This is a genomic window from Exiguobacterium sp. MH3 (assembly GCF_000496635.1).
GTDB classification, from domain to species: domain Bacteria; phylum Bacillota; class Bacilli; order Exiguobacteriales; family Exiguobacteriaceae; genus Exiguobacterium_A; species Exiguobacterium_A indicum.
Genome location: NC_022794.1, coordinates 148,351 through 171,729, shown reverse-complemented (window position 1 = coordinate 171,729; position 23,379 = coordinate 148,351). Strand labels below are relative to the sequence as shown.

Sequence of the window (23,379 nt, the reverse complement as noted above, 5' to 3'; positions counted from 1 at the left end):
CTTCCGTAGGGGAGTGTCTTTTCTTTTACGTCTTCATTCCGTCTCTTTAGGAAAACCGATGCTTTCAACCGTTCCAAAGACAATCATCCGACTTAATTGTTCTGCCATGTATTCTGATGAATACGGTCGACCGTTTCGTAACCACGAAATCAACAATCCCAACTGTCCACCAATGACATAGTTTAATAATAAGTCCCGATCGACGAACGTAGCTTCTTCTGTGATTTGCGGTCGAAACACAATTCGATAATTCTCTTTCAATGTATCGAGAAAACGAGAGATGAACGTTTTGATCGGTCCTTGAACGAGCATCGTCTGATAGAATAATTCATTTTCTTCGATATGAATGAACAAACGAGCAAAATAGCGACTCACCTGCTCGACTGTCGGAAAGACAGTTCCTGTACCCGTGATCCGAATCGCTTGTTCAAGTGCCTTCATTTGCTCCTCAACGATTTGGTCGAGCAAATCATACTTATCCGTATAGTGTGCGTAGAAGGTTGAACGATTCACACCGGCTCCATCCGTCAGCATTTTGACAGTAATACTTGAAAAGCTGTGCGTCTTCAGTAAACGAAATAATTCCATTGTAATACGGTCACGTGACCGTTTTGGTCGGGGATCACGGCTCTCATTCATCCATATTTCACTCCTTTTTCATCATCTTTTCATTAATGAATCCGTTATCATCTATTTTTCCAACATTTTGTCGGAAATTGTCGGTTGTTTGTTAGCTAACGATCCATATAATTAACTATATTAATTACTCCTCCCCCCAGAGGAGTACTTTTTTTGAATCGATTGTACACAAGAAAGGATGCTAACACACCCATGAGTATGAAAAAATTATTGATCATCAATATCGTGACACTCATCGTTTTAATCGGTGGTGGTGTTGTCGGATACTACTATTACGATCAAGCAACGAGCTATGTCAAAACAGACAATGCGAAAATCGACGGTAAGATGATAACAGTTGCGAGCCCAAGCGCTGGTAAATTAACGGACTGGTCTGCGAAAACAGGCGAATCACTTGCCAGTGGGGCAACAGTCGGACACGTCATGACGGCACAAGCCGGACAAAAACCGACGGACTTCTCGGTTTCAATGCCCTCAAAAGCAACGATCGTTCAGTCGATGGCGACAAAGAACGGCTTCGTCGCAGCAGGTACACCTCTCGCCTATGGTTTTGACTTAAACGACCTTTGGGTCACAGCGAACATCGAAGAAACAGAAATCGATGAAATCAAAGTCGGACAAACAGTGGATGTCTATGTCGACAGCTACCCGGACACGACACTTTCTGGTGAAGTCGAGCAAATCGGTATGACGACGGCTTCCACGTTCTCAATGATGCCTTCTTCAAACGGAAACGCGAACTACACGAAAGTCGCACAAGTCATTCCTGTTAAAGTCTCACTCTCGCAAGAAAAATCACTCGACATTCGACCTGGTATGAATGTGACCGTCCGCATTCATAAGGATTAAGGAGGGACGTTCATGTCTACTACCTTCTTGTTCGGATACAGTGCGTTCACGATTCTGATCATCATCGGCGTCAACTGGATTGCCCGTCGAAGTCGCCCATCCGACGTAGCACTTGCGACGGACGGACCGACTCTTGAGGAATCCCTCGAGACGGAACCGACGATGACCGTGACACCACCAGTCGCAACACCTTCTAAACAGGTATCGACTGAAAACGTCAGTATTCCGAAAGTACTGACGGTCTTACTCATCGGTATGTTCATTGCTATTTTGAACCAAACGTTGATTAATGTCGCGTTACCAGTTCTGATCAATGACTTCAACGTGTCGACGTCCACTGCCCAGTGGTTGACGACAGGCTTCATGCTCGTTAACGGGATTTTGATTCCGATCAGTGCCTTTTTGATGCGAAGCTATACGTTCCGCCAGCTGTTTCTCGCTTCAATGACACTGTTTTTCTTCGGATCGGTCATCTGTTCGATGGCAATGAACTTCCCGGTCATGATGATTGGTCGTGTCGTTCAGGCAGCGGGGGCTGGTATCTTGATGCCACTCGGATCAAACGTCTTCATGACATTATTCCCACCGCATAAGCGCGGTGCTGCCATGGGAATGCTCGGAATCGCGATGATTCTCGCTCCTGCTGTCGGACCTACGATCACGGGATATGTCATCCAAAACTATGACTGGCACGTCATGTTTTATGCGATGTCGTTCTTTGGATTAGTGACATTGTTACTCGGTACAGCCTGGTTCCGCCTGACGCAGCCACTCTCGAAACCTTCTTTCGACGCACTGGGCGTCTTATTTAGTACGATCGGATTCGGGAGTCTCCTTTACGGATTCAGTGAAGCCGGGAATGACGGCTGGGATAGCCCGATCGTCATCAGCACGATCGTCATCGGTTTAATCGGGATTGCTGCTTTTGCGATGCGTGAGCTGTCGATGGAAGATCCGATGTTGAATATTCGTGTGTTAAAGGTACCGGAATTTTCGTTCACCCTCTTCATCAATGTCATCGTCACGATGGCCTTGTTCGGCGGGATGTTACTTTTACCGATTTACCTTCAAAGCATTCGCGGTTTTTCACCGGTCGATTCAGGTCTGCTCCTTTTACCCGGATCACTGATCATGGGTATCACCGGACCGATTGCCGGTCGTTTATTTGACCGCTTCGGTATTCGTCCGCTTGCTATCTTCGGTTTGACGTTGATGACGTACGGAACATGGGAATTGACGCAATTAAACATGGATACGTCGTATTATTCCATCATGGGTATCTACATGCTTCGGTCATTCGGTATGGCATTTATCATGATGCCGATCATGACTGCTGGTATGAACGCTTTACCGATGAAGATGATCCCACACGGAAACGCGACCCAAAACACACTTCGTCAAGTCGCCGGCTCCATCGGAACGGCAATTCTCGTCACCGTCATGACCCGTCAAACGACGGCTCACTTGGCAGACGATGCGAATCAGTTCACGACGCTCGACCCGACGCTTTCGCAACATTTAAACGATCTTGGTCAACAGCTGGGTAGCTCCCAAGCTGCTTCGACGAGTTGGTTTACGATGCTGACGAAACAAGCGACGATCCAAGGGATCACCGATGCGTTCTGGATTGCGACCGTCTTATCTGCGCTTGCACTGATTCTGTCCTTCTTCTTGCACGGAAAAAAAGAACCGAATCTGGATTGATTGACGACAGACCAGTTGATGTCCTATCAGCTGGTCTTTTCTTATACTTTACGAAAAGTTCTTCTTTGCACTTCAGCCTTAAAATCGATACACTAGGGACAATGAGTTTCATATCTAAAGGAGATGCTTTATGGTTGCCTTTCTGCAATTTTATGCGTTCATCTTTGCTTGTTGTTTTGCTTGGCAAGTTGGTCGACCATCCCCTTGGTCACAAAAGATCGTTCGTGCCTTTTTAACAAGTGTCAACGGGCTCTTCGTATTCGCACGTGCCTCGATTTCAATCTTTTTATTAGTTGGACCACTATTACTCGTCACTTATCTTGTCTTCCCACGGTTAATCGCTTTTGAAAATGGTTTAGCGATGGTGATCAGCGTGCTCGTCATCGGACTGGTTGATCGTCTCGTCAGTCTCGTCGTCCTGCCACTCATGCGTTCCTTTTTCTTAAAACGTCAACGCGTCATGCCACAATCGGTGGAAATGGTGCTTTATACGATGGCAATGGCTGTCTTACTCTTCATTCAGCTTCATGCTGTTCCTGGCGTTCAAATTCATGTAGCGTTAACGATTTTCCTTGGTTTTACGATTTATTTCGCTCATTATCTATTTGCCCTATATCGGATTCGCCTCATGAAAAAGAAGCTAACGACCGTTGCTCAAGATCAAGACGAGGAACGAAAAGCCTCTTAAATACGAAAACGAAAGATGATTTCCTCTTGGGAATCGTCTTTTTGTTTTCTGATAAATAACGTTGACAATGATAATCGTTATCATTTATAGTGAAAAAGTACTCAGTGAGGAGATGAAACGGATGCATGCCCAACAAGTGATTGAAACACGCCGCTCGATCCGATCCTACACGGAACAACCGGTTCCGGTCGAATTGGTAGAAGCATTACTCGATACAGCGATTTATGCTCCGAATCATAAATTACGAGAGCCTTGGCGCTTTGTTCTCGCAATCGAAGACGGACAAACACGGTATGTCGATGCCTTAATGGAGTTACTAACGGCGCGTGGTCAATTCGAGACGAAAACGTCTGAACAACGTCAACAGGCTGAACAAAAATTACGGGAAGTCCCAGTTTATTTAACGGTACTTTGTCAGGTACAAGGGACACCGGATCAACAGCTAGAGGATACTCTCGCAACGGCTGCGATGATTCAAAATCTGCAGTTGGTAGCAACAGAACGAGGTCTTGGGTGTTGCTGGAAGAGCGGAAAACACTGGTTCACACCAGAGTATGCCTCACTCGTTGACGCTTCTGAAAACGAACGCGTTCTCGGCGTCATTCAAATCGGCTGGCCTGCCATCGTTCCACCTGTCAAACCGAGAACGTCCGCAAAGGACAAGTTGACGCACTTTTAAGAGGTGCGCATTCTGCGAGCTACCCCTGCTCGCGCCAATCAAGCCCCAATTCAAAAATAAAAACGTTCCGATGACGTCTCTCTCCCCAAACGGAGACGCAATCGGAACGTTTTTCTGTTAGAGAAACCCTTCATGATTGACAGGTGATTTAGCTTGAATCTAAGATTATGAAGGTGAAACAAATAACCGCTTACAGAAAGCGGGTCGAAAGAAGGGGTCCCCTTGCACGCGGATCAACGAAAAAAATTAACGGTCCTCATGATCAACATGTTCATTGCGGTCGGGAGCTTCGGGATCATCATTCCGATTCTACCCGCTTACTTAGCATCGATTGGACAGGGTGGAACGGCGGCTGGATTAATGATCGCCATCTTTGCCGGAGCACAACTCGTCATGTCACCGATTGCCGGAAAATGGGCGGACCAATACGGTCGTCGCAAGATGATCATCTATGGATTGATCGGCTTGACGCTCTCGATGTTCGTCTTCTACTTCTCCAATTCCGTCACGGTCCTCTACATCTCGCGCGCAATCGGTGGTGCCGGTGCTGCACTCCTGATTCCCGCAATTTTTGCTTACGTCGCGGACATCACGACGATGGATCAGCGCGCAAAAGGAAACAGTTACGTCTCAGCTGCGATGTCACTCGGAATCGTCATCGGTCCTGGAATTGGTGGATTCCTTGCCGAATACGACTTAAAATTGCCACTACTCGTCTCAGCGATCGTCTCAGGGGCAGCCGTCTTGTTCAGCGTCCTGTTACTTCAAGAAAGCGAAAAACACGATGCGACAGCGATGGCACCAGACGAAGGGTCGATGCTTCGAAAACTCGGCACGTCGTTTAAGAAACCGTACTTCGTACCGCTCGTCATTACACTCGTCATGAGCTTCGGTCTCATGGCATACGAATCAGTCCTTGGTCTATTCGTCGATGACCAATTCGGTGCTTCACCGAAAGACATCGCGATCATGGTAACGTCGACCGGGATCATCAGCGTCATTGCTCAAATCTTCATCGTCGATAAGCTGTCACGTAGTCTCGGAGAAGGAAAGGTCTTGAACCTATTCCTGTTCATCGCAGCGCTCGGCTTCCTATTGTCATTATTGACATCAAGTTACGGTGGATTCTTTGCGATTACCCTTGTCATCTTCCTTGCGACATCGATTTTACGTCCCGTCTTGAATACGATGATTTCAAAACTCGCTGGTAATGAGCAAGGCTTTGCTATGGGAATGAACAACGCCTACATGAGCATCGGGAACGTACTCGGACCGACGCTTGCAGGTGTCCTGTATGACGTCAACATTCTCTATCCGTTTGCACTCGGTCTGATTTTCCTCGTCGTGACGTTCATCGGATCGTTCATCTGGCAGAAACGTCAATCGCGTTTAATTAAAAAAGTCGAACAAACTTCTTAACGTCAAAAAAGCAATGCGTTCCCGATTTTTTATTCGGAAGCGCATTGCTTTTTCATTCATTCATTACTTTTAAATCACCTGTTCCAAAGTCAGCATCAAAAGCACGACACCAAATGACGACACGGCTATGTTTCGTCAAATCGACGTCTTTTGGAATCATATAGTTCTGATTTCCTTGATTTCCTTTTAAGGTGCCGAGACGAATGCCGTCTGCTGTATCTTCACCGGGCTCGATCAAGTACACAAACAAATCCGGACCATTCGTCGTTTGAAAATCTTCAAAACGTATATACAACGTATCGTCTACAGTTAGCGTCTTGATGTTCCCTGATGTTTTGTAATTTTTTTCACCGTCCATGAATTGGCCTGATAATTCAGCTTCCGTTTCTTCAGGAGAAGGTTGTGACGTTTCGGAGTTGTTTTCCTCCTCCTTTTGTTCCACTGTTGAAGAACCTGGCGGCAGTCCTTCATCGACTGATTCATTCAAAAAAAGAGGTGATGCGAGCCACCAAACTAAAGCCAGTACGCAAACAATGACGATTCCGACGATAATTTTCGATCCTGTTCGCACCGTCTCCACTCCATTCCTCCATTGAGAGAAAGCATGACTTCCGTTTAACCGTATTGTTTTTGATGTTCCCGTTTTAATGCCAAATACTCTTCATCCGCCCGGATCAAATCCCATTTTTCTTGGAAGATGGCCGCAGATTTTGCTTTTTCTTCGTCAATCTCGCGCGTGTGTAATTCTTTGGTCTCTTTATCTTTATATTTACGCCCACCCTTGTAGTTCGCGTAACGTCGTGCGCGCGTATGTCCCATCTGAATGAACTTCCGCGCCATATCCATGCCGACGAAGTCTCCGTCTTCTTTATAAGCTAAATACATCTCATAAATTTTCTCAGACGATTCCTTCGCGATGTCCGGCGTCTTAAAACGCCAATGCGGCAAAATCTCACTTTTGTAAGGTTCGACGAGTAAGACCCCTTGCTCCCCGCGTCCAACCCGGTACTTTTCCGGCTCCTTACGAAAATCCGTCGTCTTGAAATCGAGATCGTAATCAAACGGCATCCCGGTCACGCTCCCTTCTACTTCGAAACGTTCCCTTCCCGTCCGTTCATCAATCCTCGATCCGGTAGAGCCCTTGCGTATAAATCGTCGCTAAGACGTGCGCAATCTCTTCGATCGTCGCTGTCGCCTCTTCGCGGACGACTTCGAATAAATACATCTCATTCGCAAAGAACCAACCACGGGCGACGAGTTTCGAGTCGACATCCTGCCGCGCAAGTCCTGTCTCCTGCGCATACTGGATATCCTGACTGATCCGATCAATGAACCGTTCCCGAATCGCTTTCCATTTCGCACGGACGATGTAAGACACGCCGATTGCTTGCTCGACAACCCGTAGTATCGCTCGTTCTTCTTCCGCGAGACGTAAGAAATCCGTCGCTTGCGTCACGATGCGTTCCTTTGCCTCTAGCGGCGTCGTCGGTTCGAATGTTCGTTCCGCGATCGCGTGGAAGCGGCTCATGACATCTTCCATCAGGACGACGAGCAACTCATCTTTCCCTTCAAAATGGACATAGGCTGTTCCGTAGCCGACGCCAGCTTGTTTAATGATTTGTGAAATCGTTGCCGTTTGAAACCCTTGTACTAAGAAGACGTCACGTGCCGCACTCAACAGTTTCTCGCGTGTCCGCACCGTGCGCAGATGACGTTTATCGATTTTTTCTGGTTGAGAAGATGACATGTCCTTCACTCCTTTTGTTTTCTCTATTCGATAATATTGACACAATGTCAATTTGTTTGCTACGCTTTTGTCAAAATTGATTGAGCATTCATTTGAGGAGGATGACGTATGACACTGCAAGCAAAACGGACCGATGCTGTTGCTCGGGATGAGCAAGATACACTCGCCGCCTATCGTGATGAGTTTTATTTGCAACCGGGTAGTATCTATATGGACGGAAACTCGCTCGGCTTATTATCGAAGCGTGCCGAGAAGACGTTGCTCGAGTCGCTATCAGACTGGAAAGAACTCGGAATCGATGGCTGGATGAAAGGACGTCATCCTTGGTTTGAATTATCGGAACGTCTCGCTGCTCTCAACGCTCCGCTCGTCGGCGCACAAGCTGAAGAAGTCATGGTCACTGGTTCGACGACCGTCAATCTCCATCAACTCGTCGCGACATTCTTCCAACCAACAGAAGGACGAGATAAGATTTTAGCGGATGCGCTGACGTTCCCGTCGGATATCTATGCCCTCCAAAGCCAACTTCGCTTACGTGGTCTGGATCCGGAGACACATCTCATCCAAGTACCGAGTCGGGACGGTCGCTTTTTAGAAGAAGACGATATCATCGCCGCGATGACAGATGATATCGCGTTGATCGTCTTGCCGGCAGTACTTTACCGAAGTGGACAAATTCTCGATATGGAGCGTTTGACGAAGGCGGCACACGACCGTGGCATCCTGATTGGTTTTGATGGTTGTCATTCCGTCGGAGCCGTTCCCCACGCGTTCCATGACTGGGGCGTCGACTTTGCCTACTGGTGTAATTACAAACACTTGAACGGTGGTCCTGGAACGGTCGGTGGATTATTCGTCCACGAACGTCATTTCGGAACGTTGCCTGGTCTGACGGGTTGGTTTGGTTCACGCAAGGATAAGCAGTTCGACATGGATCACACGATGACACCGGCGGCGCATGCCGGGGCTTTCCAAATCGGGACACCACACGTCTTAAGTCTCGCTCCACAAATCGGTGCATTAGAGATGTTTGACGAAGTCGGTATCGAAGCCGTTCGGACAAAATCACTCGCGCTGACACAGTACATGATGGACCTTGTCGAGCAGGAACTCACACCGTACGGTTTCGTCATCGGAAATCCGATCGATGATAAACGCCGTGGGGCGCATCTCAGCCTCGAGCACCCGGAAGCAGCACGGGTCTGTAAAGCACTCAAGGAAAATCGGATCATTCCCGATTTCCGGGCACCAAACATCGTCCGTCTAGCACCCGTCGCGCTCTACAATACGTTTACTGATGTCTATGACGTCGTCGCGACACTCAAACGAATCATGAAAGATAAAGAATACGAACGTTTCGCGAATGAACGCGAAGTCGTTGCTTAAGGAGTACACCATGGAACAACCTACTGAACTACGGCGTGAACTCAAGACACGCCAACTCACGATGATTGCAATGGGCTGTGCGATCGGTACCGGTCTTTTCCTCGGAAGTGGACTTGCAATCGGGCTTGCCGGACCGAGCGTTTTAATCAGTTACGCAGTCGGCGCCTTCATCGTCTTACTTTTAATGGGCTGCCTCGCTGAAATGACGGTCGCCCATCCGACATCTGGCTCGTTCGGTACGATTGCCGAACGATACATTAGTCCATATGCCGGTTTTCTCGTCCGCTATTCATACTGGATCGCAAACGTTCTTGCGATTGGCGTTGAAGTCAGTGCGATCGCTATCTATATGAAATACTGGTTCCCTGACGTTCCCGGGGTCGTCTGGATTCTCGTATTCGCTGCCGCGCTGATCTATATCAATGCCACGACAGTCAATACGTTCGCGACCTTCGAATACTGGTTCTCCGTCATTAAAATCAGTGCCATCTTGCTATTCATCCTGCTCGGTGCCTACTTGGTCATCGGTAGTCCAAGTCCTGAGATTGGTCCGCAAAACTTCACGAATGATGGTGGTTTCATGCCATTCGGTTTCTCGGGTCTCTGGATTGCGATCTTCATCTCTCTGTTCAGCTTCCTCGGAACGGAATTGATTGCCGTAACCGCTGGTGAAGCGAAGGATCCAGATGTCGCCGTACCGAAAGCATTAAAAGCGACAGTATTCCGTCTCTCGACGTTTTATGTCATCACGATTGCTTTGATGTTGATGATCGTTCCGTGGCAACAAGCAGGCGGTGTCGATCAAAGTCCGTTCGTTAAAGTAATGGAGATGCTATCGATTCCATATGCAGGCGGTATCATGAACTTCATCATCCTGACAGCGGCGCTATCCGCGATGAATAGTCAACTCTATGCTTCGACACGGATGATGTATTCGTTATCGAAGGCAACGTATGCGCCAAAAGTATTTGGGCGCTTGAATCGAAAAGGTGTACCGCTCTTCGCACTCGCCTTATCGACACTCGGTATTTTTCTCGCAGCGATCATCAGCAGTCAATCGAGCGTCTCTTATCCATTCATGATGGGGATTTCGATGTTCGGGGCGATTTTCACATGGTTCATGATTTTCATCTCCCATCTGTACTTCCGTAAAGCCTGGGAACGTGAAGGTGGACGGACGTTACCGGTTCGGATGATGGGCTATCCGTATCTGACTTCCCTCGGTGCATTGTTGTTATTCGCACTCGTCCTAACGACATGGTTCACGGATTTCCAAATCGTCTTGAAGTTTGGTGTACCGTGGTTAGTGTTCTTATCGATCGCCTATTTCTTCTGGAAACGGGCGCATCCGGAACAACCACAGACCGCTGAAAAACGAAAACTGAATTAACTTGATAAAGGGGATGAATAGGAATGACAAAGACAGATCCTACGTCTATTGAAGCATCGATTCAAACGGATTTTAAAAAAGATATGTCCTACGGGGATTATTTGCAACTAGATCCATTGCTTACGAGTCAACATCGCTTATCGGGGCATCATGACGAGATGCTGTTCATCATCATTCATCAAACGAGCGAACTCTGGATGAAGCTGATCCTGCATGAGATGCGAGCAGCGACGCAAGCGGTCGCAAACGATGATCTCGAATCGTCGTTTAAGATGCTCGCACGCATTTCAAAGATTCAGCACCAGTTGATTCAATCGTGGAATGTTTTGTCGACCTTGACCCCTGCTGAATATCTAGAATTCCGTGATGCGCTTGGTCACTCATCCGGTTTTCAGTCGTATCAAAACCGTCAAATCGAATTCGCGCTCGGCTTCAAGAATGAGCAGATGCTAAAAGTGTATGCGCATGACGAAACACTCTATCCGATGATGCTCGAAGACTTGAAGACACCAAGTATCTACGACGAAACGATCCGGGCGATGGCGCGCCATGGGCTACCGATCGACGAATCCGTCCTTGAGCGTGATGTTACGCAAGACTGGACGCCGAATGCAAGTGTCGAAGCGGCTTGGGCGACCGTCTATCGGGATGTCGAACAATACTGGGATCTGTATGAACTCGGCGAAAAACTACTTGATATCGGGAGCCAGCAGCAGATGTGGCGCTTTAACCATATGAGTACCGTCGAACGGATCATCGGACAAAAGCCAGGAACGGGTGGTTCTTCTGGCGTCAGTTATCTACGACGTGTGCTCGACCACCGCTTCTTCCCGGAACTGTGGTCAGTCCGCACGACATTATGAGGAGGATGAAGCGATGACACGATGGATTGATGTTTCACAACCACTTGATCGCCACGTCACGACGTGGCCGGGGGATACACCGTTTGAAGCAACATTGACATGGAATAAGGCAGACACCGGTTCCGTCAACGTCGGAAAGGTAACGATGAGTCTGCATACTGGCACTCATGTCGACGCGCCGTTTCATTTTGACGATGCCGGACAAAAAATCATCGATCTTGATCCGGATCTCTACATCGGACATGCGCGCGTCATTTACCTACCAGGTCGTACAGACATCACAGCTTCTGATTTAGATGGCTTTGAGCTAAATGATGTCCAGCGCTTGATCATCAAAACGGATGGTTGGATCGACAAATCAACGTTCCCGGAAACGATTCCCGTCTTGACGCCAAGTCTTGCTGAGCGTCTCGGGGAACTCGGAATTTCGCTGATTGGTCTCGACTTACCAAGCGTCGATGCGATCGATAGCAAGGAAATGGCAGCCCATCACGCACTGGCGCAGCATGGAGTCCATATCCTTGAAGGACTCGTCCTTGATGCGATCACGCCTGGTGATTACCACCTCAACGCCGTCCCACTCCCGCTCGTCGATGGCGACGGTAGTCCCGTCCGTGCCTTACTTCGTCCATACTAAAAAATCCGTCCAGCAGGCTCTCTGCTGGACGGATTTTTTGTTACTTGGGTAGTGGTTCGAACAAACTGGCTTCGATTTGACGAACGATATGCCCAAGGACTGCAAGCGATGGATCGACCTCGAATCCTTGATCCAGAGAATGATTCGCTCCTTCAATAACATCAATCGTCAGTTGTGAGGTGCGACACGTTTCAAGTGCCGCTTCATCATAAAACTTATCGGCTGTTCCGATGACAAGGAGTCCAGCTTGCGACGATGTGGCGATTTGTTCGACTACTTCGGCTTCAAGAACGGGTGTTAAGAAGACGAAGCGTGCTCTCTGTAGATTCGGCTTAGCAAGCAATGCCGCTAGCGGAATCGTTCCTAACGACTTTGCGATGAACTGAACGTTTTCGTATGTATGTGTCGCAAGCACTTCTGAGACGACAGCGTCGACCCGGCGCGTCATGCAGACATTCGATTCTGCGTCTGTCATCGAAAAGAGCTCTTCCGTCACATAGTGAATACAGATGACATCGATGTCTCGAGCTAGTAGTGCCATCCGGCTGTAGTAGAAGTAAGGATGGTCGTACAAATAAGATGCTCCCGAGATCAAGAAGCAGACCTGTTTGGATCCCATTTGAAAATGATCATACGAAACGGTTGTCTGATCGACGACGATGGATGATTGTTCGATATGCATGAAATCCCTCCACGTTTTTTCTAGACTTTACCATTTCAGAGATGGACTGTCATGCCTTTTTCGGTTCTCCCTTATTTCATGAAAAAGTAGTGTGATGTAAGAAACTATCCGCTTATATCATCCTCGCTTTCCACAGGCGGGAGATAAGCCGCGACAACTCGCATTTCTTGCGATCTGCCGGGTCTTATCTATCCCTGACGAAAGCTACTTTGTTGCTTTCTTTTCCTGTAGGAGTCGAGGATGAATCTGCTTCTTCTCCCATTTAACAAAAAAGGTCGCTTTCCGATTTTTCATTCGGAAAACGACCTTCTGTTCGTCAAACATTTGTTGATTACCCTCTATCTTTTACTACTTATTAGCCAATCGGAGCAAACACAGACTGTTCGACTTGTTTTAATTCATAGAACGCTCCTTGTCGCGCCATCAATTCGGTATATGTTCCGACTTCGATAACGTGACCTTGATCCATGACGATGATTTGATCCATCGCTTCAAGACCTGCTAACCGGTGGCTAACAAGGACAAGTGTCGCGTCTGCTGCCCGTGCGAACAGTCGATTGAGAATCATCTGTTCCGTCAAAGCATCGACGGAAGACGTTGGTTCGTCAAGCAAGTAAAGCGACGCTTCCCGCAAAAGCACACGCGCAATTGCTAAGCGTTGTTTTTCTCCTCCAGACAAGTTCTCGCCTTTTTCAAATACACGATCGTTTAATTCGAACGTCGTTAATCCGACATCATCAAGCGCTTGACGCATCGCCTCATCCGTCGCTGCTTCGTTTGCGAGCAATAGATTATCGCGAAGCGTTCCATAAAAGTAATGATTCTGTTGCAAGACAACATTTGCGTGTTGCCAAAGTCCTTCCGGATCAACCGTCCGACTATCTTGACCAGCAATCGTTAATCCGTCAGTCGGATACATCCGTAACATCAATTGAAGTAACGTTGATTTCCCAGAACCACTCGCCCCGACGATTGCCGTCTTCTTGCCGGCAGGAATCGAGACGGTAACGTCACGTAAGACCGGGCGAGGTGCATCAGGGAACGTGAACGTCAATGCATTCGTTTCAAAGGATGGTGCCTGATCGAGAACGAACGTGTCATAGATTGGCTCCTCTTGCTCGGTCACGACTTCATCGAGTCGTTTCGCAGCATGGCGGCTATCTTCAAAGAAGCCTGGTAAAATCGCCATCGGTGCGGCATTCTCAAAGACCGTCAGCGATGTCATGACGAGTAAAGCGAGGAAGACACCTTCGAGTTGTCCACTCGCGACGAGATAGGCACCGACACCAAGAACGAGCCAAGAGATGATTAGCGTCACCATCGTATTCAAAGCAAGGTTCGAGACGGCATGTAACCCATTACGCTTTTCTTCTTCGACATACCGTTTTGCTACGGCATTCAAGTCCTGTTCTTTTTGATCCAGTTGCTGGTAAATCTTTAAGTCACGATAGCCTTGGAACAACTCTGTCACTTCTGTCGACAAGTCACCACGGCGGACACGAACTGAGCGTGCGAAACGTTGTTCGCGGTACGCGAACCAACCCGGAATCAAGAAACCTGTCAGAATCAAACCAAGTAATAGAATCCCAGCAATCGTCCACGAGAAGAAACTGACGAAAAAGATCGTACAGAAGAAGACAAGCAACAAGACGATCGGTGGATAGAGAACACGTAAGAACGTATTTTGCAGACTTTCGACGTCCCCGACGATCCGAGCAAGTAAGTCCCCACTCCGGTATTTGCCGAAAATTCCTGGCGCGAGCGGCTCGAGTCTCCGGTAGAACGACGTCCGGATATCACTAAGGATCGTAAACGTCGCCCGGTGCGAATAATAGCGTTCCGCATACCGACTGACGGCGCGCGTCAGACTCGAGATTTTTTGCAGCGCAATCAAGACGGCAAGCGTCTGGATCGGTGGCAACAAGGCTGCCTTTGAAATCAGGTATCCACTTGCTGCGAATAAACCGACCGCTGTCACTCCGGCGAGGACACCGAAGAAGATCGACCAGGCGATATCGCGTTTTTGATGCACCATCAACCGAAAGACTCCTAGTAGTTCCTTCATCGTGTTTCCTCCCCTCTCTGGACGCTGCGCATCCGAGCATATTCCGAATCACGTCCAAGCAGTTCATCGTGAGTGCCACGATCGACGATTCGTCCGCCATCGAGGGCGACGATTTGATCTGAGCGCTCGATCGTATGCAGGCGGTGTGCGACAGTAATGACTGTCGCTGCTTGTCCAAGCTGTTCGATCGCTTGTTGAAGCAATCGCTCCGTTTTGACGTCGAGTCCTGTCGTCGGTTCATCAAAGACGATGACGTTCGGTCGTTTCAAGAACGCTCGTGCCAACGCAACGCGCTGTTTCTCGCCACCTGATAGACCACGTCCACCTTCTCCGATCACCGTGTCGATCCCTTTAGGTAACGTCGCAATCAGCTCCTCGAGCCCTGCTGCCTGCGCCGCCTCAAAAATCTCTTCCGGCGTCGCTTGACGGAGTTCACCGATCGCGATGTTTTCTGCCAGCGTTCCGGCATACAGATACGGATGCTGTGAGATGTAGCTCAACTGACGGAACCAGCTCGCTTCCTCCACCTGACTGCGATTAATCCCGTCGAGCAGAATCCGTCCTTCTTTTGGATCCGCGAGTCCGGCAATCAACTGTAAGACAGTCGACTTACCGGCACCACTGCGACCAATCAACGCCACCTTTTGATACGGTTCAATCGAAAGTGTCACGTCTTGTAAGGCAAAACGTCCTTCTTGATACGTAAAATCAACTTCATCCAAAACGATTCGTGGTGGACGGTTCATCGCAAGTTCTGATTGACCAAAGGCAACAGGACGATCGTCTGCCGTTAGTTCGGTTGCAATCTGTTTCGCTGCCGCGACACTACCGCGTCCTGTATGGAAGGCAGCACCCATCTCTTTTAAGGCAAGATAGTACTCTGGTGCTAATACGAGCATCAGGAATGCCGGGATGAAGGTGATGCTTTGGAACAGAATCAAGCGTAGACTGACTTCAAGTGCGATCATTCCCATGCTGAGCATCGAGATGAACTCAAGCATCAACGACGACAAGAAGGCGAGCTTCAAGACCGTTAACGTCGCATCCCGGAAATCAAGACTGCTTTTTTCGATGACGTCACGTTGTCGTTTCGCACGACCAAATAACTTCAAGGTCGTCAGTCCTTGCAACGTATCAAGGAACGTTCCCGAGAATGCCGTCATCTTCTCGAGTTGAGCATCCGCCCGCTTTTGCGTCATGATGCCGATGATGATATAGAACAACGGAATGAACGGTGCTGTGATCATCATGACGAGACCGGTGATCCAGTCATAGCTGAATGCCGCGATCAAGACCATCAAGGGAACAATCGTCGTCTGGACGACTTTCGGCAAGTATTGACTATAATAGCTGTCCATCTCGTCTACAGCGTCGAGCAAAACACTGACCTTCTGTCCCGCTTGCCCTTGTAGCATCATCTCGACCGAACGACCTGTGTATTTCGCGACGAGTGCTTCCCGAAGCGCCTGCTTCATGTGTGCCGATAACGTCGTACCGAGACGACCGTTCCAATACGTCACGGCGACCCGGAGCAACAGCATCCCGAGGACGACGAGTAGTAACGGAATGACGGCTTCAAACGGTTGTTCCTTTAGGAAAATCCGATCGACCGTCAACACGATACCATACGATTGACCGATGACCGCAACCCCCATTAGGAAAGCTGCAATAATGAATTGAATGAGAATACTGCGTGGAATCTGGACGATTCCTTTTAATGGATTCATATACAAACGTCCTTTCACAAAGTGTGAACGACTTTTAGTGAATATTTTCACATATCGTACATTTAGTATACCGAATCCGGAACGGGGATGCCATGCAGATGCTGTCGAAAAGGTGTGACGGTTTTGTGAGAGCATAAAACTCGACAATTCTTTCGAATGAAACTATTATGGATATACATTATCCACGTTTAACGAAAGGGGACTTCTCATGCAAATGAAAACCGGGGTCGAGCAATCCGTCTATGCGATGTTGCTTTTGACCTTCCTTCCGGATCGCGCTGTGTTGCCCGGTGAATTCATCAGCCAGCAACTCGGTGCCTCGCCAACTTATTTTCAAAAGCTCTTACGAAAACTCGTCCAGGCGGATCTATTGTATTCCGTACCCGGTGTCAAAGGTGGCTTTCGCTTACGACGTCCGGCAGAGGAAATTCAAATCTTTGACATTTATCAAGCGATCGAGGGCAAGCAGACGTTGTATGCGTCAAGCGGTGTCTTTGAGGATTTGATGGGAATTCAGGAACAGGAAATCGGTCTACTCTCGAATCTGATGACAGAGGCGGAAGAGGCGTGGCAATCGACGTTGAAGCGCGAATCGATTGGCTCGATCCGTCAAGCAATCGACGCCTCCTGTCCACCGGAGCATTTAGAACGGTTGCATGCGTTAATCACAGACCGGATGATGACACTTTAATGAACAGAAAGAGGTTTTTACTATGGTATTGAATCGTTATTTCGACTTATTCGACGCGTCACGCACAGATGAACAAGCTTTTGAGGATCTCGTTTCCTTATTCACGACAGACATCACGTTCGTCCTGAACGGACAACCAAAGCACGGCATCGACGCCTGGAAACAGTTCGTCCGTCATGTGTTCACGGCGAATCAGGATATTAAGCATATGTATGCAGGCTGGGAAGAAACAACACCCGGAACGTATGAAACACGCTGGGCAGTTTGCGGAAAACGGGCAGACGGTAGTGTCTTCACGCAAGACGGAAAAGATATTGCACGTCTCGATGAAAACGGACGGATCGCTTACCTGGAGAACGTTCCAGATGATCCGACGATGTTCCGTTCATAAGATGGCTTTTAAATAACGAAAACCTGTGTTCCGCGCAAGCAGAACACAGGTTTTTTGGTATTTAGCGTTTCATTACGAGTCGTTTCAACAAATAGCCTGTGATGACAAGTAATGATGCAATGGCGAAATAGACCATGTAGACCAACAAGTCTGGCGCAAATCGTGACACGATGTACGTCAATCCGACGACAGCCGTATAGAGCAATAGAAATAGACTGATGTGCTTCAACTTCGACACTCCCCTTTGAATCCTTCCCTCTTCTTTACGGAAATGACTGGAAGATGTTTCAAAGGACTGTCGTTGCTTCGTTTTATAGATTCTTCGCTTTGAATGTATCTCCGCCTTCGATCGTGCCGTTATCAAAGCCTTTTTGGAACCAACGTTCTCGTTGCGCCGATGTGCCGTGGGTGAAACTCTCCGGTACGACATATCCTTGTCCCTTCTCTTGTAACGTATCATCCCCGACAGCATTCGCTGCCGTCAACGCTTCTTCAAGATCGCCTTCTTCGAGCAAGTTTTCGCCTTGCGCATGATGCGCCCAGACGCCGGCATAATAATCGGCCTGTAGTTCGAATCGAACGAGGTACTTGTTGAACTTCTCCTCACTCATTTGCTCTCGAAGGGGCATGATCTCATCCGACTTTCCGAGTAACGTCTGGACGTGGTGTCCGACCTCGTGCGCAATGACATAAGCCATCGCAAAATCGCCCGGTGCCCCGTACTTCGTCTGTAGTTCGTCATAAAAGCTTAAATCGATGTATAATTTCTGATCACCGGGACAATAAAAGGGACCGACGGACTTCCCTGCTTGTCCGCAAGCCGAACTGACTTGATCCGTATATAAGACGAGCTTCGGTTCTTTATAGGTCTTACCATCTTCTTTGAATTCCTTCGTCCAGACCCGTTCCGTATCCGCTAAAACGACGGAGACGAAGTCCGCTGCTTCTTTTTCCTGTGCTGTTTCTTCGTACGTCGTATTTTGCTGATCCTCACCGGTTAAGTCTCCGAGTAACTCAGCTGGATTACCGCCCATCAAGGTGATGACGATCAGCAGGATGATTCCGACACCACCACCGATGCCGGCGATTCCTTTCCCACCCATTCCTCGCCGATCCTCAACGTTTGAACTCCGTTCTCTTCCCTTCCATTTCATGCGCTTTCCTCCTACTCGTTTCGTTGTAGGTCTTTACCCGAAAGCATTCGTCCGTAACGCTCCGTCTTAGGATGGACGTTCCTTTTCGTATTCATTGCTAAAATAAGTACATCCATTTCTAGGAATATCGCCCTCCTGTAGAGAAGAAGTTCAGCACGGATTTTCGCAGAAAGGAGTTGTCCGATGCACTCGTTCCGTCAACACCTCAAGAACTTCATGCATACGTACCGTAAGGACATCCTTGTCCTATCTGGTATGTTTGTATTCATCCTAATTTATAGCTTCCCGTTGTTTCGTTCCGGTATGGTGACGTTTAGCGATCTATCCTTCGGACTGTCCTCCCATCGCTACTTAGAAGAAATTTATGGGGCTTGGAACAACCGCTGGAGCACGACGACGCTTCTGAATGTCGCACGATTGCTCTACATCCTACCGTTTTATGTACTCAGTCTATTGTTTGGCTCATCCGGTCCCGTCTTGATCAAGTCATTCATCATCGGACTGTTGACGATCTCTGCTTTATCGATGTTCGCTTTTACGAAACGGCTCCACTCGGTTTATGTCTCGAAGCACTTTTCTTATCTCTCACTGATTGCCTTTGCGATTGCCGCGTTGTTTTATGCCTTGAACCCGTGGGTGATTACGCGGATTCAACATATCTATTTATTATGTGGCTATTCCGTCTTCCCTTACGCTTTGATGTTGTTCTTCAACATCTTCGACCCGAAGTTTCGGGAACAGCTCGATCCTGGTTTCCGTTTGTCTGATCGATTGAGTCGACGGACATGGATTGATATCACCGGACTATCGATCGTCTTTGCCTTCATGGCGGCGGGGATCCATTATTTCTTTTTCTCGCTGATCTATATGGGAATCATGGTCGGACTCATTTTCTTAAAGACAAGTTGGACGCGTCGCAAAGAACGGATTTGGTCGTCGTTACTGTGGTTTTATGTTCGGGCGACTTGTGCGTTTGGTCTCGTTTTTCTACTATTCAATGGATATTGGTTCTTGATGTACGTCGGCTCGATTCTGACTGGATCACAAGCTTCACAACACAATATCAATGTCTCTGATACGTTGATGTTGTTCAGCCGACACTCGAGCTGGACGAACGTTTTATTTTTAACGAGCTACTGGTGGCCGATGTTTGATTTGACGACGTTACCGCTGACGTTTTGGATTGCTGGCGCGATTACACTTTTACTCATCTTGCTAGGAGCCGTCGTCGCGTATCGGCAACCGATCCATCTGTTCTTTAGTCTGCTTGCGATTCCGCTGATCGTCTTTGCGACCGGTACCCATGAACAAGTTGCCGATGCGTTTGTCCTGTTCGTGACGAAGACACCGTTGATTGGTGCGATGTTCCGCGATCCGAATAAGCTAGTTGGTCTCTTGATGGTCAGTTACAGCTTGTTGCTCGCCGTCGGATTAAATGCCGTCTTTATCCGTGCGTCCCGGACGATTCCACCGAAGTTATACCGGGTCATCTCGATCATCGGTACGCTGATCGTCGTCGCCTGCTTTTTCCTCCCTTACCGGACTGTCTATATGGAAGGTTTTTATCATCCAGTCAAAATGCCTAATGAGTACACGGCTATCCAAGAAGAAGTCGATGGGAAATGGTTGCAATTCCCGATTGCAGACGAGATGACGCAACCGAGTACCGGCATCGCGACTCCACGCTGGAATCAAAATCCACGAAAAGGTGGCGAAATCAAAGCAACAGGTGACGTGCAAGTCTATACGTCGGCACACGATACCGTCTTTCATCATGAAGGAGCGTCGCCGACGATTGGTTACATGATGACGTTCATGCAATATCTACTCGACACCGGTCGGTCGGAACAAGCCGGACAGATCGCGAAAGCATTCGGACTGAAACAATTCGCTTACCGGGATGAGTACACGGGGATGAAGGACCGACAAGACTTCAATCTAAAGGTTCTACAGGAACAACGTGATCTCGTACAAACGAAACAAGTCGGCTTGTTCACCTTGTTCGACTTGATTGCACCGCTCGACACCCGAACCGTTCCACAATTGATTTTGACCCCTTATGGACTCGAACGGTCAATCAGTTATCCGACACTGGATGGCTACAACCTCGGTCGTCAATCGATTTTGTATGCGACACAAGCACATCAGGATAGTCTCTCTTGGATGAAAAAGGGTGATATCGTTGAGATGGTCGAGGAAAATGATCTTGTTCTCAGTCAGGTACCGGAAGAATACTACTGGAAACCATTCGAAGCGATTGATTCAGCGAATGCTTTCCTAAACTGGGGTAAGACGTTCCTCCGAAATAATGACTGGCGCTGGTATTTGCGGACGCAAGGTATGACGAACCCGTCGTTTGACCTCGATTTTGGAGATGGGATCGGTCTCTCGTTTGCTTCCGCCCGGATTGACGCGCCGGTCTACAAATTAGACGGATTAAAGGCGAAACAGGTCGCCTCCTTTAATTCGATGCTTGAGGATGAGACGTTCTTCAAAGCCGATAACCCAGACATCGTCGACTTATCTCCGAATCCGATGTCAAAAGATAATAACCTGCCTGTCCTTCATGCGGAAGTCGCAGAAGGCGACCCAAAATACATCTGGCAAGTCGCGAAATCCGGTAAGCTACCTGCACGACCGAATAACGCCTACCGCTTTGATATTACAGCGAGCGGTCGCGGGGTCGACCGGCTCCACGTCAAGGTCCGGTTCTTTGATGCGAAGGATCGCGAGCTGAATCAAACGTACGTCGTCGCTCCGCGTGATTCCGGTGATGTCGACGCGATTCACTTGCAAGGTGAATATGTCACACCACGAAACGCAAAAACGATGCGGATTGATCTACTCAGCTTCCAGCGTCCTGAACGGAAAACGTATTGGTGGGTCCATGATATTAAAATATTCAGCTATGAGGATTATATGATTCCGAACACGTTTACGATGACGAAAGACTTGCCAGCCGGTCGTTACGCTGGGTTTGCCCGTGTGCTGCTGAACCAAAAAGGTGGACAACTGGATCTAACCTTCAATAAACGAGGCGTCACGATTCCAACTCGACAACGATCTGGTGCTAAACTCGCTTGGGTTCCGCTCGGTTCGTTTACGACGCCGAGCGGTCCTGCGACGCTCAGTGTGACGAACACGGAAGGCTTTAATGCGATCCAAAATATCGTTCTGATTCCGGAAGAAAAGCTGACTTCTTTACGAAAACGCGTCGACGATACACTTGCCTTCACGAAGACCTTGATGGTACTCGAGGCAGAGACCGGATTCGATTACACCGGTCACTTGCAGTCGGAACGAAACTATCCTGGACTAAGCTTTGGGAAAGGAATCGCTGCGCAACGGGGACGTTTACAGCGTTCAATCGATATTCGCGAAGCGACTGACTATCAACTCCAATTGATGTTAACTCCGCCACCAGGAAACGATGGTCGGATCACTGTCAAAATTCGAGACGGAAAACAGGTCGTCTTCGAACGCGCCTTGTCTCGTTCTGATATTCTAAATGGTCAAAAACATCAACAGCAGATCGGTAATCAGACGGTGACGTACGATCCGCTACACTTAGCGTTCCCGTACCGGATGACGGAGTTGAGTGACGTCTACCAAGCGTTATACGATGTGAAGTTATCCGATATCCCACTCGAGAATGGACGCTATCAGCTAGAACTATCCTATGCGAGCAAGGTGCCGTCACTCGTCGATTGGAAGGATCTACACAAGTTCGATCCAAACGAGATCGTCACCGACAAAGCTCTCGCCGCACCGGAAGCGGCAGCGAATTGTGCGACGTGTGTCTCGATTACGGATGATATGTTCGACGCGAGTGAGACTGAAGATGGCTACACGATTGATTACGAGCCGACCTGCTCGTGCGATTGGTATATATATGCCTCACAAAAAATGAAGGTAAAACCGGATCACGAATATTTGATTCAGTTCGACGCTGTCAGCAAGAACGTCCGTCAACGACACCTCAAAGTGTATTACCTAGATAAAGATGATCGTGTCATCGGTACGGATTTCATCAATGAAGTCGAAGAAAAGAAAAAGAAGCAGTGGAACCATTACGAACAAATCGTCATTCCACCGAAGAAGACCGCCCGGATGCAACTGCATATCTGGACGCGCGGAAATGAGAAAAAGGCTGGGCAATTGCGTCTGAAGAATTTAGAAGTGTTACCGTACGATCAACTGATTCTAGTCGATCAACTCGTTCTCTCCGAGCAAAGCGGTACGCTGTTCGCAACAGAACCTGCCCGTGCGCTTGACGTCGATACCTCACAGATGGGACGGGATATAAACAGTGATGCACCACTCGGTCGCTTTACGGTCAATGATTCTCCGACACCGTTATTTAAACTCCAGACAGATCAGGAAGTGATGCGTGGTGACACGGCATTAAATGGCGTCAGTCAGTTGTATCGTTCGAACGAAAAGACGGCACATGTGACCGTCGTGTTGCGTCCGATTTATTACGCCGGACTGACCATCCTCGTCTTAGCGCTCCCACTTAGTATCTTGTTGATTTATTTCATGACAAGCAATCGTGGTCTGGCTATCCGACAACGCCTATTGTCCGTGTTCAAGCAACGTCTTCCTCGTCTGAAACGAAACCAGAAATAGTGTATCGAAAAAGGACAATGGAGATCCCACGGATCCCCA

The 23,379-nt window shown here is 48.4% G+C and carries 21 protein-coding genes; 12 read left to right on the top strand and 9 right to left on the bottom strand.

Going from position 1 to position 23,379, the window contains the following annotated elements; translation table 11 throughout:
* Window positions 1-33: 33 nt before the first annotated feature.
* Window positions 34-639: a TetR/AcrR family transcriptional regulator gene (locus tag U719_RS00990; RefSeq protein WP_023466731.1), complete on the bottom strand. Its 606-nt coding sequence runs from the start codon at window positions 637-639 to the stop codon at window positions 34-36.
* Between the two features lie 192 nt (window positions 640-831).
* Here U719_RS00990 and U719_RS00985 point away from each other — a divergent pair, with 192 nt between their 5' ends.
* The 5 genes from U719_RS00985 (at window position 832) to U719_RS00965 (ending at window position 5,978) form a co-directional block, all read left to right on the top strand.
* Window positions 832-1,488, top strand: coding sequence for an HlyD family secretion protein (locus tag U719_RS00985; protein WP_023466730.1), 657 nt, complete (start codon window positions 832-834; stop codon window positions 1,486-1,488).
* Window positions 1,489-1,500: 12 nt separating this feature from the next.
* Window positions 1,501-3,192: a DHA2 family efflux MFS transporter permease subunit gene (locus U719_RS00980; RefSeq protein ID WP_023466729.1), complete on the top strand. Its 1,692-nt coding sequence runs from the start codon at window positions 1,501-1,503 to the stop codon at window positions 3,190-3,192.
* A 130-nt stretch (window positions 3,193-3,322) separates the two neighbouring features.
* The gene (locus tag U719_RS00975) at window positions 3,323-3,880 is read left to right on the top strand and encodes a hypothetical protein (RefSeq protein ID WP_023466728.1); all 558 of its coding nucleotides are present in this window, start codon (window positions 3,323-3,325) and stop codon (window positions 3,878-3,880) included.
* Window positions 3,881-4,001: 121 nt separating this feature from the next.
* The gene (locus U719_RS00970) at window positions 4,002-4,559 is read left to right on the top strand and encodes a nitroreductase (protein ID WP_023466727.1); all 558 of its coding nucleotides are present in this window, start codon (window positions 4,002-4,004) and stop codon (window positions 4,557-4,559) included.
* Between the two features lie 222 nt (window positions 4,560-4,781).
* On the top strand, window positions 4,782-5,978 hold the full coding sequence (locus U719_RS00965; RefSeq protein ID WP_023466726.1) for a tetracycline resistance MFS efflux pump: 1,197 nt from the start codon (window positions 4,782-4,784) through the stop codon (window positions 5,976-5,978).
* Window positions 5,979-6,030: 52 nt separating this feature from the next.
* Here the strand turns inward: U719_RS00965 and U719_RS00960 are convergent, their stop codons facing one another.
* Genes U719_RS00960 through U719_RS00950 form a run of 3 tightly spaced genes read right to left on the bottom strand, consistent with a single transcriptional unit; the run spans window position 6,031 to window position 7,725 of the window.
* Window positions 6,031-6,549: a DM13 domain-containing protein gene (locus U719_RS00960; RefSeq protein WP_235147611.1), complete on the bottom strand. Its 519-nt coding sequence runs from the start codon at window positions 6,547-6,549 to the stop codon at window positions 6,031-6,033.
* A 44-nt stretch (window positions 6,550-6,593) separates the two neighbouring features.
* Window positions 6,594-7,046 carry a DUF4385 domain-containing protein gene (locus U719_RS00955; protein ID WP_023466724.1) on the bottom strand — a complete coding sequence of 151 codons (453 nt, stop codon included), beginning with the start codon at window positions 7,044-7,046 and terminating at the stop codon, window positions 6,594-6,596.
* Between the two features lie 49 nt (window positions 7,047-7,095).
* Window positions 7,096-7,725: a TetR/AcrR family transcriptional regulator gene (locus U719_RS00950; protein ID WP_023466722.1), complete on the bottom strand. Its 630-nt coding sequence runs from the start codon at window positions 7,723-7,725 to the stop codon at window positions 7,096-7,098.
* Window positions 7,726-7,833: 108 nt separating this feature from the next.
* On the opposite strand from U719_RS00950, the gene kynU reads away from it, so the two are divergent.
* From kynU to kynB, 4 genes are read left to right on the top strand one after another with little or no spacing between them, the layout of a single operon-like run.
* Entirely contained in the window at window positions 7,834-9,111 is a 1,278-nt protein-coding gene (gene kynU, locus U719_RS00945) for a kynureninase (RefSeq protein WP_023466720.1), read from the top strand.
* Window positions 9,112-9,121: 10 nt separating this feature from the next.
* Window positions 9,122-10,501, top strand: a complete 1,380-nt coding sequence (locus tag U719_RS00940; protein ID WP_023466718.1) for an amino acid permease — start codon at window positions 9,122-9,124, stop codon at window positions 10,499-10,501.
* A 23-nt stretch (window positions 10,502-10,524) separates the two neighbouring features.
* Complete coding sequence (gene kynA / locus U719_RS00935; RefSeq protein WP_023466717.1) at window positions 10,525-11,364, top strand: tryptophan 2,3-dioxygenase; 840 nt, start codon at window positions 10,525-10,527, stop codon at window positions 11,362-11,364.
* 13 nt (window positions 11,365-11,377) lie between these two features.
* Entirely contained in the window at window positions 11,378-12,001 is a 624-nt protein-coding gene (gene kynB / locus U719_RS00930; protein ID WP_023466716.1) for an arylformamidase, read from the top strand.
* Between the two features lie 40 nt (window positions 12,002-12,041).
* On the opposite strand, the gene U719_RS00925 is transcribed toward kynB, so the two are convergent.
* The 3 genes from U719_RS00925 to cydD form a co-directional block, all read right to left on the bottom strand.
* Window positions 12,042-12,683, bottom strand: a complete 642-nt coding sequence (locus tag U719_RS00925; protein ID WP_023466715.1) for a cyclase — start codon at window positions 12,681-12,683, stop codon at window positions 12,042-12,044.
* Between the two features lie 355 nt (window positions 12,684-13,038).
* A complete protein-coding gene (gene cydC, locus U719_RS00920; protein ID WP_023466713.1) occupies window positions 13,039-14,748 on the bottom strand; it encodes a thiol reductant ABC exporter subunit CydC in 1,710 nt (569 codons plus the stop codon).
* Window positions 14,745-16,475: a thiol reductant ABC exporter subunit CydD gene (cydD, locus tag U719_RS00915; RefSeq protein ID WP_023466712.1), complete on the bottom strand. Its 1,731-nt coding sequence runs from the start codon at window positions 16,473-16,475 to the stop codon at window positions 14,745-14,747. Before cydD ends, cydC begins: the two co-directional genes overlap by 4 nt.
* A 208-nt stretch (window positions 16,476-16,683) precedes the next feature.
* Here cydD and U719_RS00910 point away from each other — a divergent pair, with 208 nt between their 5' ends.
* Window positions 16,684-17,166 carry an Rrf2 family transcriptional regulator gene (locus U719_RS00910; protein ID WP_023466711.1) on the top strand — a complete coding sequence of 161 codons (483 nt, stop codon included), beginning with the start codon at window positions 16,684-16,686 and terminating at the stop codon, window positions 17,164-17,166.
* A gap of 22 nt (window positions 17,167-17,188) precedes the next feature.
* Complete coding sequence (locus U719_RS00905) at window positions 17,189-17,557, top strand: nuclear transport factor 2 family protein (protein ID WP_023466710.1); 369 nt, start codon at window positions 17,189-17,191, stop codon at window positions 17,555-17,557.
* A gap of 61 nt (window positions 17,558-17,618) precedes the next feature.
* Here the strand turns inward: U719_RS00905 and U719_RS16795 are convergent, their stop codons facing one another.
* On the bottom strand, window positions 17,619-17,786 hold the full coding sequence (locus U719_RS16795) for a hypothetical protein (RefSeq protein ID WP_023466709.1): 168 nt from the start codon (window positions 17,784-17,786) through the stop codon (window positions 17,619-17,621).
* Window positions 17,787-17,868: 82 nt separating this feature from the next.
* Window positions 17,869-18,711 carry a neutral zinc metallopeptidase gene (locus U719_RS00900; protein WP_023466707.1) on the bottom strand — a complete coding sequence of 281 codons (843 nt, stop codon included), beginning with the start codon at window positions 18,709-18,711 and terminating at the stop codon, window positions 17,869-17,871.
* Window positions 18,712-18,894: 183 nt separating this feature from the next.
* Here U719_RS00900 and U719_RS00895 point away from each other — a divergent pair, with 183 nt between their 5' ends.
* The gene (locus tag U719_RS00895; RefSeq protein ID WP_023466705.1) at window positions 18,895-23,340 is read left to right on the top strand and encodes an MFS transporter; all 4,446 of its coding nucleotides are present in this window, start codon (window positions 18,895-18,897) and stop codon (window positions 23,338-23,340) included.
* Window positions 23,341-23,379 lie beyond the last annotated feature (39 nt).

Bases quoted from the DNA above. Each gene is read 5' to 3' on its own strand.
- kynU (WP_023466720.1), top strand. From the start codon at position 7,834: ATGACACTGCAAGCAAAACGGACCGATGCTGTTGCTCGGGATGAGCAA.
- U719_RS00925 (WP_023466715.1), bottom strand. From the start codon at position 12,683: ATGCATATCGAACAATCATCCATCGTCGTCGATCAGACAACCGTTTCG.
- cydC (WP_023466713.1), bottom strand. From the start codon at position 14,748: ATGAAGGAACTACTAGGAGTCTTTCGGTTGATGGTGCATCAAAAACGC.
- kynA (WP_023466717.1), top strand. From the start codon at position 10,525: ATGACAAAGACAGATCCTACGTCTATTGAAGCATCGATTCAAACGGAT.
- U719_RS00910 (WP_023466711.1), top strand. From the start codon at position 16,684: ATGCAAATGAAAACCGGGGTCGAGCAATCCGTCTATGCGATGTTGCTT.
- cydD (WP_023466712.1), bottom strand. From the start codon at position 16,475: ATGAATCCATTAAAAGGAATCGTCCAGATTCCACGCAGTATTCTCATT.
- U719_RS00975 (WP_023466728.1), top strand. From the start codon at position 3,323: ATGGTTGCCTTTCTGCAATTTTATGCGTTCATCTTTGCTTGTTGTTTT.
- U719_RS00980 (WP_023466729.1), top strand. From the start codon at position 1,501: ATGTCTACTACCTTCTTGTTCGGATACAGTGCGTTCACGATTCTGATC.
- U719_RS00895 (WP_023466705.1), top strand. From the start codon at position 18,895: ATGCACTCGTTCCGTCAACACCTCAAGAACTTCATGCATACGTACCGT.
- kynB (WP_023466716.1), top strand. From the start codon at position 11,378: ATGACACGATGGATTGATGTTTCACAACCACTTGATCGCCACGTCACG.
- U719_RS00905 (WP_023466710.1), top strand. From the start codon at position 17,189: ATGGTATTGAATCGTTATTTCGACTTATTCGACGCGTCACGCACAGAT.
- U719_RS00990 (WP_023466731.1), bottom strand. From the start codon at position 639: ATGAATGAGAGCCGTGATCCCCGACCAAAACGGTCACGTGACCGTATT.
- U719_RS00955 (WP_023466724.1), bottom strand. From the start codon at position 7,046: ATGCCGTTTGATTACGATCTCGATTTCAAGACGACGGATTTTCGTAAG.
- U719_RS00970 (WP_023466727.1), top strand. From the start codon at position 4,002: ATGCATGCCCAACAAGTGATTGAAACACGCCGCTCGATCCGATCCTAC.
- U719_RS00940 (WP_023466718.1), top strand. From the start codon at position 9,122: ATGGAACAACCTACTGAACTACGGCGTGAACTCAAGACACGCCAACTC.
- U719_RS00950 (WP_023466722.1), bottom strand. From the start codon at position 7,725: ATGTCATCTTCTCAACCAGAAAAAATCGATAAACGTCATCTGCGCACG.
- U719_RS00900 (WP_023466707.1), bottom strand. From the start codon at position 18,711: ATGAAATGGAAGGGAAGAGAACGGAGTTCAAACGTTGAGGATCGGCGA.
- U719_RS00985 (WP_023466730.1), top strand. From the start codon at position 832: ATGAGTATGAAAAAATTATTGATCATCAATATCGTGACACTCATCGTT.